The sequence below is a fragment of the Pyxidicoccus caerfyrddinensis genome (genome assembly GCF_010894405.1).
GTDB lineage: Bacteria > Myxococcota > Myxococcia > Myxococcales > Myxococcaceae > Myxococcus > Myxococcus caerfyrddinensis.
Genome location: NZ_JAAIYA010000016.1, coordinates 56308 through 71009 on the forward strand (window position 1 = coordinate 56308; position 14702 = coordinate 71009).

General features: G+C 68.8%; 11 protein-coding genes. 2 read left to right on the forward strand and 9 right to left on the reverse strand.

What is annotated here, in order from left to right:
* Positions 1 to 31: 31 nt before the first annotated feature.
* Positions 32 to 1129, reverse strand: a complete 1098-nt coding sequence (locus tag G4D86_RS32570; protein WP_163997992.1) for a hypothetical protein — start codon at positions 1127 to 1129, stop codon at positions 32 to 34.
* Between the two features lie 200 nt (positions 1130 to 1329).
* On the opposite strand from G4D86_RS32570, the gene G4D86_RS32575 reads away from it, so the two are divergent.
* A complete protein-coding gene (locus G4D86_RS32575; protein WP_420821876.1) occupies positions 1330 to 3168 on the forward strand; it encodes a BamA/TamA family outer membrane protein in 1839 nt (612 codons plus the stop codon).
* Between the two features lie 15 nt (positions 3169 to 3183).
* On the opposite strand, the gene G4D86_RS32580 is transcribed toward G4D86_RS32575, so the two are convergent.
* The 5 genes from G4D86_RS32580 to G4D86_RS32600 form a co-directional block, all read right to left on the reverse strand.
* Positions 3184 to 4335: a hypothetical protein gene (locus tag G4D86_RS32580; RefSeq protein ID WP_163997993.1), complete on the reverse strand. Its 1152-nt coding sequence runs from the start codon at positions 4333 to 4335 to the stop codon at positions 3184 to 3186.
* Positions 4332 to 5135, reverse strand: a complete 804-nt coding sequence (locus G4D86_RS32585; protein WP_163997994.1) for an immunity 49 family protein — start codon at positions 5133 to 5135, stop codon at positions 4332 to 4334. The genes G4D86_RS32580 and G4D86_RS32585 overlap by 4 nt, the downstream gene beginning before the upstream one ends.
* A 19-nt stretch (positions 5136 to 5154) precedes the next feature.
* Positions 5155 to 5730, reverse strand: coding sequence for an imm11 family protein (locus G4D86_RS32590; RefSeq protein ID WP_163997995.1), 576 nt, complete (start codon positions 5728 to 5730; stop codon positions 5155 to 5157).
* A gap of 8 nt (positions 5731 to 5738) precedes the next feature.
* Entirely contained in the window at positions 5739 to 6689 is a 951-nt protein-coding gene (locus G4D86_RS32595; RefSeq protein ID WP_163997996.1) for an AHH domain-containing protein, read from the reverse strand.
* A 206-nt stretch (positions 6690 to 6895) separates the two neighbouring features.
* Complete coding sequence (locus tag G4D86_RS32600) at positions 6896 to 7672, reverse strand: UPF0489 family protein (RefSeq protein ID WP_163997997.1); 777 nt, start codon at positions 7670 to 7672, stop codon at positions 6896 to 6898.
* Between the two features lie 118 nt (positions 7673 to 7790).
* Between G4D86_RS32600 and G4D86_RS32605 the strand changes: the two genes are divergently transcribed.
* Entirely contained in the window at positions 7791 to 10007 is a 2217-nt protein-coding gene (locus G4D86_RS32605; RefSeq protein ID WP_163997998.1) for a S9 family peptidase, read from the forward strand.
* A gap of 139 nt (positions 10008 to 10146) precedes the next feature.
* Here the strand turns inward: G4D86_RS32605 and G4D86_RS32610 are convergent, their stop codons facing one another.
* The 3 genes from G4D86_RS32610 to G4D86_RS32620 all read right to left on the reverse strand — a co-directional run bounded on the left by G4D86_RS32610 (position 10147) and on the right by G4D86_RS32620 (position 14648).
* The gene (locus tag G4D86_RS32610; protein WP_120526528.1) at positions 10147 to 10353 is read right to left on the reverse strand and encodes a cold-shock protein; all 207 of its coding nucleotides are present in this window, start codon (positions 10351 to 10353) and stop codon (positions 10147 to 10149) included.
* Positions 10354 to 10555: 202 nt separating this feature from the next.
* Complete coding sequence (gene odhB / locus G4D86_RS32615; RefSeq protein WP_163997999.1) at positions 10556 to 11773, reverse strand: 2-oxoglutarate dehydrogenase complex dihydrolipoyllysine-residue succinyltransferase; 1218 nt, start codon at positions 11771 to 11773, stop codon at positions 10556 to 10558.
* Positions 11763 to 14648, reverse strand: a complete 2886-nt coding sequence (locus G4D86_RS32620) for a 2-oxoglutarate dehydrogenase E1 component (protein WP_163998000.1) — start codon at positions 14646 to 14648, stop codon at positions 11763 to 11765. The genes odhB and G4D86_RS32620 overlap by 11 nt, the downstream gene beginning before the upstream one ends.
* Between the last annotated feature and the right edge of the window lie 54 nt (positions 14649 to 14702).

Below are 14702 nucleotides of genomic sequence, written 5' to 3' on the forward strand. Positions count from 1 at the left end.
CGCGGCGCCCGGGCCCGCGCGCTCGTGCCCGCTACGGGCAGGTCTGCCCGGCGAGGAACCAGCAGCGGGTGTGGGGCGAGCTCTTGAAGAAGTCGAGGATCATCCCTCCCACCTTGCTCTCCCCGGACGTGCTGGGATGGGTGCCATCGTTCTCGAAGTCCGCCCGTGCCCAGGTGAGCCCATCCGAACGGGGGTTGAGCCCATCCGCCCAGGGGTAGGGGCCCCAGGCCACCCAGGGGGCGACTCCCTGCGAGTAGTCGAGGTTGCCGGCGCGGGAGTCGATGGTGCCGTTCAGCTTCTGGCGGATCTGCGCCTCCACGAGCCACTTCACCGCGAAGCCGCTCTCGTAGGCATAGGGCTCCGGGTTGAGGGTCGTGGTGGCATAGCCACCGTAGCTGCGGCTGGAGATGAAGACCTGCTGGAGGTTGGGGTAGCGCACCTTGGCCGCACGCAGGATGTTCCCGATGGACGCCTCCAGCTGGTACGCGTCCGCATTGGAGGCGGGCAGGGAGACGGAGGGGTTGGGGTTGGCGGCCTTGAGCCAGACAATCTGCACCTGCTTCTCGCTGAGTCCCTGGGCCTCGAGCACGTCGACCCGGACCCGTTCGTAGTTCGCGTCGCTCGGCGCGTCCCAGGTCAGGGCGGTCTGCCCGCCCTTGGCGCCATTGGCAAGCACCAGGGTGCTCCTGTTCACCGAGGCGTCGAGGGCGGCCTTCCCCATGAAGGTCCACGCGTCGCACGGCGGCGCTCCGCTCTGCGAGCAGAACTCCTGCGTGGCGTGCGACATGCCGATGGACAGCAGCACGTACTTGCCGCTGGCGCTCGGCTGTCCATTCACGTTCAGCGGCTGGATGGCCCGCGCCTGGGCCTGGCCGGCATTGGCGTGCGCGGTGGGCATGGTGTTCCGGGCCTGCGGGTACAGGCCGCCGGTGAAGCCCAGGTAGGTGCCGGAGAGCAGGTCATTGAGGGGCACCTGTCCGGTGGCGAGGCTGCCCGCCTCGGTGCCGACGTCGCGGGGCGGCCCCGAGGGCTCGTCGCCGCTACAGGCCACGAGCAGGACGGGGAGCAGGCTGGCGATGAGGCGCGAGACTCCGCGCGGGAGGGCGGCGCGATGGATGGTGGACGTCATGACAGGGGCTCCACGAAGCAGGGATGCGGCTCGGGCGTCATGCCCTGAAACCGGGACATCCAGGTCTAGAGTCGAAATTATCGATTTTCAAGAAATCAATATATTCCTTGAGCTCTGGGTGGCGAGGCCTGTCGCGGAGGGGCCGCGCTCCCGGCCCACGCGGCCCGCCCTGGCGTCCCGGCGCGTGCCAGGATGCGCGCGTGCCACTCCCGCTGCTCGTCCTGCTCGCCGCACCGCTCACCGCGGCCCCGCTCCAGGCACCGGAGGCTCCCGCGTCTGCCGTACCCGAGCAGACGCCCCCGGCCCACGTCTCCCCGGTGACGCAGGTGGCGCCGGCCGCGGGCACGCGGGACGACCTCCAGGCGGAGAAGGAGAACTACGAGGAGTCCCTCGTCGCCTGGGCCCTGAAGGAGCAGGACCGCGTCGCGGAGCCGGCGCCCGAGGGGAAGGTGCTGGAGGAGGTGCTCGTCTCCACCGAGGAAGTCGTCGCGGAGAGCGACCCGTATCCGGACTTCCTCAACATCTTCCACGTGCGCACGCGCGAGGAGGTGGTCCGCCGCGAGGTGTTGCTCCAGTCCGGCCAGCCGTACTCCACCGCGCTCGCGGACGAGACGGCGCGCAACCTGCGCGGGCTGCGCCTGTTCTCCGTGGTGCGCCTCGTCCCGGTGAAGGGCCGTGTGCCCGGCACGGTGGCGCTGCTGGTCGTCACCAAGGACCTCTGGTCTTTGCGGCTCAACAGCGACTTCTCCGCGGTGGGCTCGCTGCTCCAGTACCTGCGCCTGCAAGGCACGGAGCAGAACTTCCTCGGCCGGGGGAAGAAGCTGGCGGTGGACTTCACGCTGCGGCTGGACACGCTCAGCCTCGGGCAGAGCTACACGGACCCGCGCGTGCTCGGCAGCCGCTGGTCCCTCGCCGAGTCCGCGGCCCTCATCATCGGCAGGGAGAGTGGCCAGGCCGAGGGTTCTCGCGGCAGCCTCTCCGTCAGCCGGCCCCTGTACTCGCTGTCCACGCCGTGGAGCACCAGCACCTCCGTGGCGTGGAACGTGGAGACCAACCGCGTCTACCGCGGCGCGGACATCTGGCAGTTGCCGTTCCCCGACGGGCCCGCGGTGCCGTACGTCTACGAGACGGAGGAGGTGGCCGGCGGTGTCTCGTATACGCGCTCGTATGGCCTTCGCTACAAGTGGAACGTGGGCGGCACGCTCGGCGCGTACCACTACGCCTATGACCCTCCGGCCGCGTCCATGCTCAGTGACGCGCAGCTGGACTGGTTCCGCCGCAACTACCTGCCGCGCGCGGAGGACGCGGGCTACGCCTCGCTGTCCCTGCGCGCCTTCGAGGCCCGCTACGAGGTGCTGCGCGACGTGGACTCGTACGCGCTCTCCGAGGACTTCCAGATGGGTCACTCGGCGTCCGTGACGGTGCGCTATGCGCCCTCCATCTTCGGCTCCGTGTCGCACTTCGCGGAGCTCGGGGTGGCCGCGCGCTACCGCTTCCGGCTGGGGGACGCGCTCACCACGGCCTCCGCCGCGGCCGCCATCCGCAGGCAGCTCGGCGAGGGCGCGGGGTGGAGCAACCGACGCTGGGCGACGGAGCTGTGGCAGGCGTCGCCCAAGGTGCTCGGTGGACGCTTCGTGGCGCGCGGGCTGCTGGATGTGAATATCGACGACCTGTTCGACCGGGTGACGTTGCTCGGCGGTGGCAACGGGCTGCGCGGCGCGCGCGTGGACGCGTACTCCGGCAAGCGGCTCCTGCTGTTCAACGTGGAGTACCGCACCGCGCCGCTCGTCGTGCGGACGGTGCACCTGGGCGGGGTGCTTTTCTTCGATTCGGGCAGCGCCTTCAACGACAGGCCGGACATGGTGCACACGGTGGGCGTGGGCCTGCGGCTCTTGTTCCCCCAGTTCAACGTGCTGCCGTTCCGCCTGGACTTCGGCTACGTGCTCAACGACGACCGTCCGCCTGTGGGCAGTCGCTTCTCCATCGCCGGAGGACAGCTCACCGATTTGCGGCCCGGCTTCCTGGATTCGCCGCTGTAGCCCCGCGGCACCGCGTCAGGCCGTTGCCTTCGCGTTGCCGGCCCGGGGGCTTCCGACGAGCATCGCGGCGGTGTCGCCGTTGTCGGAGATGGAGCAGATCAAGGCCTGCTCTCCGGAGGCATAGCTCCGCACGAACGAGCGCGTCGCCAGGCACATGGCGGCGACGCCGCTCGCCGCGCCGATGTCCCCGAAGGACGTGGCCGGGTACACCTGTCGCGAGCGGCTCGCATCGACGGAGCCGGCAAGCAGGGTCCGGGCATGGCCCCAGACGCGCGCCTTCCAGTCCTCTCCGTTGAGGTCGACGAGGAGGTCGCCCCGGAAGGGCCGGGGCAGGCCGGCCAGTCCCAGCACCTCCTCCACCCCCTCCGCAAGGTTGCGGGCCATGGCGGGTGCCAGCTTCACCCGGGACGCGCCGGGGGCGTCCTCATCCAGGGGGGCAGGAGCGGGGCGCAGGGCAGCTCCGAGGAGGCAGGCCTGCGCCGGGACCTGCCGGCGCCTCGCGGCCTCGGCGTCTTCCACCAGCACGCAGGCGGCGGCCTCTCCCGGGCACAGCCCCACGGGCCGTTCCCCACTCTTCAGGCGATTCTCCCGGACGAGCACGCCCATGCTCAGCGAGTCCAGCCAGGAGTCCACGCCCAGCACCACCACCCGCCGCGCGGCGCCCGAGCCCATGAGCCGCGAGGCCCGCTGAAGCGCGGCGGCCGTCCCCGCCGCGCCCTGCGGGAAGAAGGCGTCCGGGACGTGCTTGAAGGGAAGGCGGGAGAGGCTCTCCAGGAGCCGGCCGCAGTGCTGCTCGAGCAGGTGGGGCGTCTCCGGCCCCGGCCAGCCGAACCGCTCGAAGACGAGCTCCGGCAGCACCCAGAGCAGCGCGGTCTCCCGCCAGAAGACCGTGTCCTCGTGCGAGGGCAGCTGGCCGTACCGGACCAGGTCCTCCATGCAGGCCAGCGCGAGGCGCATCCACGCTCCCGTCTGGACGAATCCCTCCGTGAAGCCCGGGACGGGGGCACCCTGGATGGCGGCCTCCAGCTCGTCCCCGTCGTCGAAGGCCCAGTGGCCGGTCAGCGGCGCGCGCCAGGTCAGCCCGGCCCGCTGGGCCGCGCACGCCGTGATGACGTCGCTGCCCACGTTGGAGACCAGACCCAGGCCGGTGATGAGCGTGCCCTTCATGGCGTCTTGCGCGTCCTCACGGTGCTGAACTGCTCGGCGGTGCGCCATGCGTCGGGGGCGGGGAACTGGATGCGGTGGAAGAGCCTCGCCGTGCGGGGCGCGAGCGGGTGGTCCGGCGCCACCTTCAAGCCCGCTGCCTCGGCCAGCTCGAGCCACGCCAGCACCGCGGGAGAGACGTGGGCGAGGGTGGCGGCCTCATCCGGGTGGAGGGTCTCCTGGTTGCGCTCCTTCTTGATGCGCTTGACGCGCACGTCGATGGCGGCAGCCAACGCTTCGTCAAAGGCCTCCTGGTCCGCCGCGACGAGTGCCCGGCACAGGTCCAGGTGTGGGTCCGTATTGGTTCCCACGAACCCGGCGTACTCGGCCAGCAGGTGCTTCAGCGTGGCCGGGGAGGCGCCCAGGTAGAAGCGCTCCATCAGGATGCGCATGTAGAGGAAGTCCTCCTCGTACTCCTTGCCGGGGGCCAGTGTCGTCCGAGAGGCCTTCGCGATGGCCTTCGCGCCTTCCTTGTCACGGCAGGCGATGGCATCGAGGAAGGGCTCGGATTTGGAGGTCACCTTCTCTTCGTCCGGGGCCGTCTGCAGGAAATGGAGGAACGCGCGCGAGCTGCGGAAGAGGTAGTTGTAGAAGGGCTGCGGGTCGCCCCCCGCCAGCAGCGCGCCCGCCGCCATGCGGCGGTACATGAGGCAGATGTGCTGGTAGTACTTCAGCTTGGGCGCGACCTTGACGACCTCGGGCAGCACGTCCTCGAGTGACAGCCCACAGTTCTTGATGGCGACGCCGACGTAGTTGGGCTTCAACCGTCACACTCCGCGGACACTAGACCTTGTCCAGGTCGACAAAGTGGATGTTGGTCGGGCGCGGCTCCATATCGAGCCACTCACCGATGAGCCGCTCGCTCACGAAGTACGCAACGGGGTCTTCGCGGGCGCGGAACAGGTCCGGCGCCTTCTTGAGCTTCTTGGGGTCCAGCACGAACTCGTCCACTCCGACGACGTCCCCCTCGTGGTACTCGATGCGGGACTTCTTCAGGTCCAGGCAGTCGAAGGTGCCCAGGGGGTTGATGATGAAGTAGTCGGCGGAGGCGAGCCGCCGCTTGTGATTGTAGATGGCCACCGGCAGGTACTCGGTGGGCCCCTTGTTCACGCGCTCGATGCTCTCCTTCACCTTCTTGCTGACGATGAGCATGTTGCGCGTGTTGCTCACCAGGTCCGGCAGCGCGATGCCGGAGAAGTCGTCGGTCATGTAGATGCGGGCATTCTTCGGGTAGTCCTTCCCCACACGCTCGCCCTTGCCCAGCTTGTACGAGTCGAGGCCGAGGCCCTCTGGAAAGTCATCCAGGATGCAGTAGTCCGGGTCGACGGTGGGTCTGTGATTGAGAAGGTGGAAGTCCATGGCGTTCGTCAGGAGGGCTTGAGCTTCTTCAGCGCGGGGCGGATTTTCGCTGACATCCCGTCCAGGGACTGTCCCTTCCGCTTGTTGGCGCCGGTGCCCTGGGTGTTCCAGGTGAGGATGAGGGTCAGGAGGCGCTGCGAGAGCTTCTCGAGCTTCGTCTTGTCCAGTGTGGCCTTGGGTGTCTTGTGGGTCTTCTTGACCTTGTCCAGGGCGCTCTTGCAGATGTCGCGGTAACCCGTGACGATGGTCTCCAGTCCCGCACGCATGTCCATGACCAGCTGGTTGTAGAGCGGGTGGTCGGTGCACATCGCGGTGATGTCCGGCTCGTCACCGTCCTTGAGCTGGATGTGCCGTGGCAGGCCCAGGATTCTCGCCACCTCCTGGTCCTGGGGCATCAGCAGCATGTTGACCTTGTGGTTGATGTTGTACTTGGCCGTCAGCAGCGCCGCCTGGATGAGGTCACTGACCTTCACCTCCTCCTGGTGGATGCGCTCCTTCAGGGTCCCCTTGGGAATCAGGTGGTGGGCGTTGTTCCAGTAGGGCCAGGTGTCCTGCGTGAAGTTGTGTGCCCTGGGAATCTTGATCTTCTTGCCCTGGAACGTCTTGCGGGTGATGTCCCGCATGGGCCCACCGATGTCCCAGTCACCGTCCTCGGGCGGGGGCAGGACGGCGCAGTAGTAGGCCGGCGTCATGTCGCCCTTGTCGCTCTTGTACGCGGAGGTCTCGATGGGCTTGCGGATGGTCGCCGACTTGTAGCTGTGCAGCTTCTTCTTGATGGCGGCCTTGCTGTCGGCCTGCTCGTAGCCCTGGTAGCGGTAGTTGCAGCTGTTCTTCTTGTTGAAGCGGCTGAAGCTGGACTCATGTCCGGTCAGGCATGCACCGTTCTCCGTGCTGTTCTTGACCGACAGGTGCAGCTTGTTGAGGGCCCTGCCCCCGAAGTGCCCGTCATCGCCAGACATGCAAAGGTGCTCCGTTCCCGAAGCTCAGCTGGAGGCTGGGATGCGCCACGACGCAGAAGGGAGCGTAGCCTCTGGCTTCCCGGCTCAACAAGACTCGCCCGGGTAGTGGAGGCCTGCACAAGCCGCGATACATGGCTTTCTCGTAAGACGCTCGCCTGGCCGGCCGTCGAGGGCGTGGAATCACGACGCCCCTGCTCCTCAGCCACTCACGGCAGCTCGGTGCGCAGCAATTCGCGGAACAGCACCTCCGCCACATCGCGGAACAACTCCCCCGAGGCGAGCAGTCCCCCGCAGTGATGCGGCTCTCGCGCCAGCGTGAGCGCCGCCGTCTTCCCCAGCACCGCGTCCCAGAAGGGCTCCGAGCCCTCCGGCAGCAGGAACTCGCGGATGATGCCCTTCGGCCACGGCAGCACCGTCGTCGGGTCCGCGTCGCTCAGGGACGTGAAGCAGTCCAGGTCCACGTCCAGCAGCACCTGCTCCGCGCCCTCCAACACGTCCCGCACCGCGTCACCCGGGGCCGGGTGGTTCCACGCCTCCGCCGCGCGGTCCACCGTGGGCACCACCACCAGCCGGTGCGCGCGCCCGCGTGTGTCCACGTACGTCTCCCCCGCGAACGCGCCGCGAGGCCGGGCCCGCGCAATCAACAGCGCATCCCCCACCAGCCCCGCCTCCATGGCCGCGAGCAGGTGGTCGTAGTTGCGCACGTCCAGGGAGTACCGCGCGTGCTCGTCCAGCGCCCTCACTCCCGCGGAGCGGTCCGGCACCGCCTCCGGGTGCCGGGGCACCACCGTGTCCAGGTGCCTGTCCAACGACACCAGCAGCGCGGGCGGTCCGGACTCGCCGAGCGCGAAGGCCCAGGAGGGCAGGGCGAGCCGGTGCGGGTCGAAGACGTACGCGTCCGTCGGCCCCCGTCCGCCGCCCAGCCCCAACCGGATGACCCCGGCCAGCCGCAGGTGCCGCAGGGCGTCGTCTTCTGTCTCCATGACCTCGGGAATCCTCCTGCCTGCCGAGCGTTTGTGCGGGCCGCGCGGCAGCCGAGTGTAGGCTTCCCCGCACCTTTCCGTGAAAGGAGACCCGCCCCCCGCGGGTATTCGACCAAGCATGCGCCAGGTTCTCACCGCAGCGCTCTTCCTCGCGAGCCTCCCCGTCGTCGCCCAGGAGCAGAAGCCCCTACCCGTCATGTCCCAGTCTCAGCGCAAGCAAGACCCCTTCCTGCGCCAGTACTCGGAGACGCGCCGCTTCATGAGCGGCCGTCCCGTGGGCGTGAAGATTGCCCCCGACGAGAAGTCCATCCTCTTCCTGCGCACCTCGCCCACCTCGAACGTGCAGATGCTCTACGCGTTCGACATCGAGTCCGGGCAGGCGAAGGAGCTGCTCACCCCCGAGGCCATCCTCAAGGGCGCCGAGGAGACGCTCACCCCCGAGGAGAAGGCCCGCCGCGAGCGCATGCGCGTCAGCGCCCGGGGCTTCACCGGCTATCAAATCTCCGAGGACGGCACCCGCCTCCTGGTGCCCCTGTCCGGCCGCCTCTACGTGGTGGAGCGCGCCAGCGGCAAGGTGACGGAGCTGAAGACCGGCGCGGGCACGCTGGACCCGAAGTTCTCCCCGGACGGCAAGCAGGTGGCCTACGTGCGCGAGCACGACGTCTACCGCATCGACATCGCCGCCAATAAGGAACAGCGCGTCACCACGGGCGGCACCGAGACGAAGACGCACGGCCTCGCGGAGTTCGTCGCCCAGGAGGAGATGAGCCGCTTCTCCGGCTACTGGTGGAGCCCGGACGCGAAGTCCGTCGCCTACACCGAGTCCGACACCTCCGAGGTGGAGAAGCTCACCATCGTCGACGTCATGCACCCCGAGCGCGGCGGCGAGGACTTCGCGTACCCGCGCCCCGGCAAGGCCAACGCCAAGGTGCGCCTGGGCGTCGTCCCCGTCACGGGCGGGAAGACGACGTGGGTGAGCTGGGACGCGACGAAGTACCCGTACCTCGCCACCGTCACGTGGCCCAAGGGCGGGCAGCTCACCGTCCTGGTGCAGAACCGCAACCAGACGGAGGAGCAGCTGCTCGCGGTGGACCCGCGCACCGGCAAGACGCGCGAGCTGCTGGTGGAGAAGGACAACGCCTGGGTGAACCTGGACCAGGACTTCCCGCTGTGGCTGGAGGATGGCAGCGGCTTCCTCTGGTACACCGAGCGCAACGGCGGTCCCGAGGTGGAGCTGCGCAAGGCGGACGGCTCGCTGGACAAGAGCCTGGTGAAGCCGGACGCGGGCTTCCGCGCGCTGTCGCGCTTCGTCCAGAAGGACCGCACCCTCTACTTCAACGGTGGCCCCAACCCCACCGAGAGCTACATGTGGCGCGTGAAGGACGGCGGCGCCCCGGAGAAGGTGTCCAGCGGCGCCACCGGCCCCGGCACCGAGGGCGGCACCGTCTCCAAGAACGGCGGGCTGCTGATGCTCAACGCCTCGGGCCCGAAGTCGATGCCGAAGACGCTGGTGCTGCGTGCGGACGGCACCCGCGTGGGCGAGCTGCCCGAAATCGGCGAGGAGCCGCCCTTCGTGCCCAACCTCGAGGTGCGCCAGGTGGGCCCGAAGAAGTTCTGGGCCTCCATCGTCCGCCCGCGTGACTTCAAGAAGGGCCAGAAGCTGCCCGTCATCGTCGAGGTGTACGGCGGCCCCACCACCACCGTCGTCCACCAGAACATGGGCGCCCACCTGATGGCGCAGTGGATGGCGGACCAGGGCTTCCTCGTCGTGAAGTTCGACGGGCGCGGCACCCCGCTGCGCGGCGCCGCCTGGGAGCGCGAGGTGAAGTACGACTTCGCCACCGTCACGATTGAAGACCAGGCCGCCGCCATCCAGGAGCTGGCGAAGGAGGTGCCCGAAATCGACATCAACCGCGTGGGCATCGAGGGCTGGAGCTTCGGCGGCTACATGTCCGCGCTCGCCGTCCTCAAGCGCCCGGATGTCTTCAAGGCCGCGGTGGCCGGCGCCCCGGTAGTGGACTGGCTCGACTACGACACGCACTACACCGAGCGCTACCTCGGCGTGCCCCAGGAGCACCCCGAGGCGTACGAGAAGAGCTCGCTGCTCACCTACGCGAAGCAGGACAAGCCCATCGGCAAGCTGCTGCTCATCCACGGCACCGCGGATGACAACGTGTACTTCTTCCACACGCTGAAGCTGTCGGACGCGCTCTTCCGCGCCGGCAAGCAGCACGACCTGCTGCCCCTGAGCGGCCTGACGCACATGGTGCCCGACCCCGTCGTCACCGAGCGCCAGTGGGAGCGCGTCATGGACCACTTCAAGCGCAACCTGTAGTCCGCGCGGCCCGGCTCGGTCCGCGCCCCGCGCGGCCTGCTCGAGCGCCCTGTGCTGGAAAGCAAGAGGCCCGGTCCCTGGAAAGGGGGCCGGGCCTCTGTTTCATCTGCCAGTCCGGAAGGAGTGGCCGACGGACGCGTTACCCCGCGGCGCGGACGTTCTGCGCCTGCAGGCCCTTGGGGCCCCGGGTGACCTCGAACTCCACCTTCTGGCCCTCGGCCAGGGTGCGGAAGCCATCCATGTTGATGGCCGAGTGGTGGCAGAACACATCCTCACCACCGCCGTCCTGGGTGATGAAGCCGAAGCCCTTCGCGTCGTTGAACCACTTCACGGTACCGGTTGCCATTGCACTTCCTCAGTCTTGCGGGGCGGTGTGGGGAGAGCCGCCCGTTCTTCCCGCCCCCCGACTACCGGGAGACACTCCTCGTTGTAGTGAAACGGCCGGCTGGAAGTCCAGCCGGCCGCCCGGAATGCCCGAGTTGCCAAGAACCCGGGACTCATATTCAGCATGTCTCGCGCAGGTTTGGGCGCGGTGAAGCCGCGTCGCGTCAGACGTCGAGCAGCAGCCGCTCGGGGTCCTCGATGCACTCCTTCACGCGCACGAGGAACTGCACGGCCTCGCGGCCGTCGACCAGGCGGTGGTCGTACGTGAGGGCCACGAACATGATGGGGCGGATGACAATCTGGCCGTCGCGCACCACGGGGCGGTCGACGATGTTGTGCATGCCCAGGATGCCCGTCTGCGGCGGGTTGAGGATGGGCGTGGACAGCATGGAGCCGAAGATGCCGCCGTTGGTAATCGTGAAGGTGCCGCCCTGCAGGTCCGCCAGACCCAGCTTGTCGTTGCGGGCGCGGGTGCCGAGCTCGCCCACCGTCTTCTCCAGGTCCGCCAGGCCCAGCTTGTCCGCGTTGCGCACCACCGGCACCACGAGGCCGCGGCTGCCGCTCACCGCCACGCCGATGTCGTAGTAGTGCTTGAAGATGACGTCCTCGCCGTCGATCTCCGCGTTGATTTGCGGGAAGGCCTTGAGGGCCTCGACGGACGCGCGGATGAAGAAGCTCATGAAGCCGAGCTTCACGCCGTGCTTCGCCTGGAACTTGTCGTTGTACTTCTTGCGCAGGGCCATCACCTCGCCCATGTCCACCTCGTTGAAGGTGGTGAGCATGGCGGCGGTGGACTGCGCCTGGATGAGGCGCTCGGCCACGCGCTTGCGCAGCGGCGTCATGCGCACGCGCTCCTCGCGCGCGGCGTTGGGGCGGGGGCCGGCGGGCGCGGCCGGGACGGCGGGCGCCTGCACGGGGGCGGGGGCGGCCGGACGGCTGATTTGACCGAGCACGTCCTCCTTGGTGATGCGGCCACCGGCGCCGCTGCCCTTCACCTGGGTGAGGTCGACCTGGTTCTCCTCGGCCACCTTGCGCGCGGTGGGCGTCATGCGCGCGTCCACCGACGCCCCGGCGGGAGCGGCGGCGGGAGCGGGCGCCTGGGCGGGAGCGGCGGCGGCCGCGGGCTTCGCGGCGGAGGCGCCGGCACCGGCCTCGATGAGGCCCAGCACCTCGCCCACGCGGACCTTGTCGCCCTCCTTGAAGGAGATGCTGGACAGGGCGCCAGAGGTCGGAGCGGGCACGTCGATGGTGACCTTGTCCGTCTCCAGCACGACGAGAGGCTCGTCGGCGGAGACCGCGTCACCCATCTTCTTGTTCCACTTTCCGACGACGGCCTCGGTGATGGACTCGCCCAGCGGAGGCACTTTCAGTTCAACGGCCATTCTTGGTCCCTCGGAAGATGGCTTCCTCGATGATGAGCTGCTGCTCGTATTCGTGCGTCTTGGGGAAGCCGGTGGCAGGGCTGGCGGCCTCCGCGCGCCCGATGTAGCCGATCTTCACCGGCTGCTGCGAGCGCGTGGACGCCAGGTCGTGCAGGCGGGGGAACATGAAGTGCCAGCCGCCCGCGTTGCGCGGCTCCTCCTGTACCCACAGGAGCTCCGCGAGCTTCGGCATCTTCGCGACGAGGCCTGCCAGCTCGTCGTAGGCGAACGGGTAGAGCTGCTCCAGCCGGACGATGGCGATGCTGTCGTCCTTGCGCTCGTCCCGGGCCTTCACCAGGTCGTAGTACACCTTGCCGCTGCACAAGAGCAGCCGCGTCACGCCCTCGGGCGCCACCTTGTCCAGGATGACCTCCTGGAAGGTGCCCGTGGCCAGCTCTTCAATCTTGCTGGTGGCCTCGGGGCGGCGCAGCAGGCTCTTGGGCGACATGATGACGAGCGGCTTGCGCACGGGGCGCACCACCTGGCGGCGCAGCAGGTGGAAGATCTGCGCGGGCGTGGTGGGGTAGCAGACCTGGATGTTGTCCTCGGCGCACAGGTCCAGGAAGCGCTCCAGGCGCGCGCTGGAGTGCTCCGGGCCCTGGCCCTCGTAGCCGTGCGGCAGCAGCAGCGTGATTCCGCTGAGCCGGCGCCACTTGCTCTCCGCCGCGGCGATGAACTGGTCGATGATGATCTGCGCGCCGTTGGCGAAGTCGCCGAACTGGGCCTCCCACGCCGTCAGGCCGTCCGGCACGTCCAGGCTGTAGCCGTACTCGAAGCCCAGCACGCCCATCTCCGACAGGGCGCTGTTGTAGATGTGGAAGCCGCCCTTGCCGGTGACGAACTGGCGCAGGGGGACGTACTCCTCACCCGTCTGCACGTCGTGCAGCACCGCGTGCCGGTGGCTGAACGTGCCGCGCTCGGCGTCCTGGCCGGAGATGCGGACGTTGTAGCCCTCGGCCAGCAGGGTGGCGTAGGCCAGCGACTCGCCCTCGCTCCACTGCAGATCGCCGCTGTCCAGCATGCCCAGGCGCTTCTTGATGACGGTGCGCTCCACGTCGCGGTGGACGTTGAAGCCCTCCGGCAGCGTGGACAGCTTCTTCAGCGCGTCACACAGCACGTCCTTGGCCACCGCCGTGGACACCCGGGGGGCGCTCTTCAGCGCGCCGCCCTGGTACGGCTTCCACAGGCCCTCGAGCGCGTTGGGCTCCTTGAACTGGCTCTCCTGGCGCGCGCGGGTGAGCGCCGCGTCGAACTCCTGCTGGCAGCGCTGCTTGATGGCCTCGGACTCGTCCGCGGAGATGCGGCCCTTCTCCGCCAGCGCGGCGGCGTAGAGCGTGCGCACCGTCGGGTGCTTGCGGATGATGTCGTACATCGCCGGCTGGGTGAACGAGGGCTCATCGCCTTCGTTGTGGCCGTAGCGGCGGTAGCAGATGAGGTCGATGACGACGTCGCTCTTGAAGGTCTGCCGGTACTCGGCCATCAGTCGCGCCACGTGGACGCAGGCCTCCGGGTCGTCCCCATTCACGTGGAAGATGGGGATGTCCAGCATCTGCGCAATCGCCGTCGCGTAGATGGAGGAGCGCGAGTCGTGCGGGTCGGTGGTGAAGCCGACCTGGTTGTTGATGACGATGTGGACGGTGCCGCCCGTCGTGTAGCCCTTGAGGCCGGACAGGTTGAGCGTCTCGGGCACCACGCCCTGGCCCATGAAGGCGGCGTCGCCGTGGATGAGCAGGGGCATGACGCCGGTGCGCTCGGTGTCACCGCCGCGGTCCTGCTTGGCGCGCACGCGGCCCTCCACCACCGGGTCCACCGCCTCCAGGTGGCTGGGGTTGAAGGCCAGCGACAGGTGCACCGGACGGCCCTGGCGCGTGGTCCGGTCCGAGGAGAAGCCCATGTGGTACTTCACGTCGCCGCGGCCCAGGTAGGCCTTGGGGTCCTTCGGGCCGTCGAACTCGCTGAAGATCTGATCCGGCTTCTTGCCCAGGATGTTCGTCAGCACGTTGAGGCGGCCGCGGTGGGCCATGCCGATGACGACCTCCTTGAGGCCCATCGCCGTGCCCACCTCGGTGATGGCGTCCAGCATGGGGATGAGCGACTCACCGCCGTCCAGGCTGAAGCGCTTGGCGCCCACGTACTTGGTGTGGAGGAAGTGCTCGAAGCCCTCCGCGTAGGACAGCTGGGTGAGGATGTGGCGCTGGTCCTCCACCGAGAAGTCCGTGCGGTTCTCGCTGTGCTCCATGCGCTGCATCAGCCAGCGGCGGCGGCCGCTGTCGAGCATCTGCATGAACTCCACGCCGATGCCGCCGGTGTACGTGCGGTGCAGCCGTCCGAGGAGGTCCCCCAGGCGCACGCGCTGCTCGGGGAAGACGTTGTTGCACTCGACGAGCTGCTCGCGCTCGCGGGCGGAGAAGTGGCCGTCGTCCACCATGCCCACGTCGGCCACGTGCTCCAGCGGCGGGCGGGGGCGGTCCAGCGGGTCCAGCTTCGCGCGCAGATGGCCGCGCAGGCGGAAGGCCGTGATCGTCTGGTCCACCTTCGCCTGCAGCCCGAGGATGTCCTGGGCGGGCGCGGGCGCGGCGGCGGGGGCCTGCGCCACGACCTGCGTCAGGGCGGCGGTGGCCTTGCCATTCGTCTTGCCAGGGGCGGGGGCCACCGGGGCCGCGGCCGCCTCCAGCAGCTTCGTGCTGAAGATGGGTCTGCCGGCGCCATCATTGCGCTCGAACACCTCGCGCCAGCTGGCATCCACGCTGGCGGGGTCTTCGAGGTAGCGGGCGTAGAGCCCTTCGATGAAGTCGATGTTGGCGCCGGAAAGGAACGTGTCCTGGAAATTCGCCATGGCGGTGTCGTCTTTTACTGGAAGGGCGCCCCGTTGGGGGTTTTTCGCCGCATC

Excerpts from the sequence above, each read along its gene's own strand:
- odhB (WP_163997999.1), bottom strand. The coding sequence starts at position 11,773 with ATGGCCGTTGAACTGAAAGTGCCTCCGCTGGGCGAGTCCATCACCGAG.
- G4D86_RS32590 (WP_163997995.1), bottom strand. The coding sequence starts at position 5,730 with ATGGACTTCCACCTTCTCAATCACAGACCCACCGTCGACCCGGACTAC.
- G4D86_RS32605 (WP_163997998.1), top strand. The coding sequence starts at position 7,791 with ATGCGCCAGGTTCTCACCGCAGCGCTCTTCCTCGCGAGCCTCCCCGTC.
- G4D86_RS32595 (WP_163997996.1), bottom strand. The coding sequence starts at position 6,689 with ATGTCTGGCGATGACGGGCACTTCGGGGGCAGGGCCCTCAACAAGCTG.
- G4D86_RS32610 (WP_120526528.1), bottom strand. The coding sequence starts at position 10,353 with ATGGCAACCGGTACCGTGAAGTGGTTCAACGACGCGAAGGGCTTCGGC.
- G4D86_RS32600 (WP_163997997.1), bottom strand. The coding sequence starts at position 7,672 with ATGGAGACAGAAGACGACGCCCTGCGGCACCTGCGGCTGGCCGGGGTC.
- G4D86_RS32580 (WP_163997993.1), bottom strand. The coding sequence starts at position 4,335 with ATGAAGGGCACGCTCATCACCGGCCTGGGTCTGGTCTCCAACGTGGGC.
- G4D86_RS32620 (WP_163998000.1), bottom strand. The coding sequence starts at position 14,648 with ATGGCGAATTTCCAGGACACGTTCCTTTCCGGCGCCAACATCGACTTC.
- G4D86_RS32570 (WP_163997992.1), bottom strand. The coding sequence starts at position 1,129 with ATGACGTCCACCATCCATCGCGCCGCCCTCCCGCGCGGAGTCTCGCGC.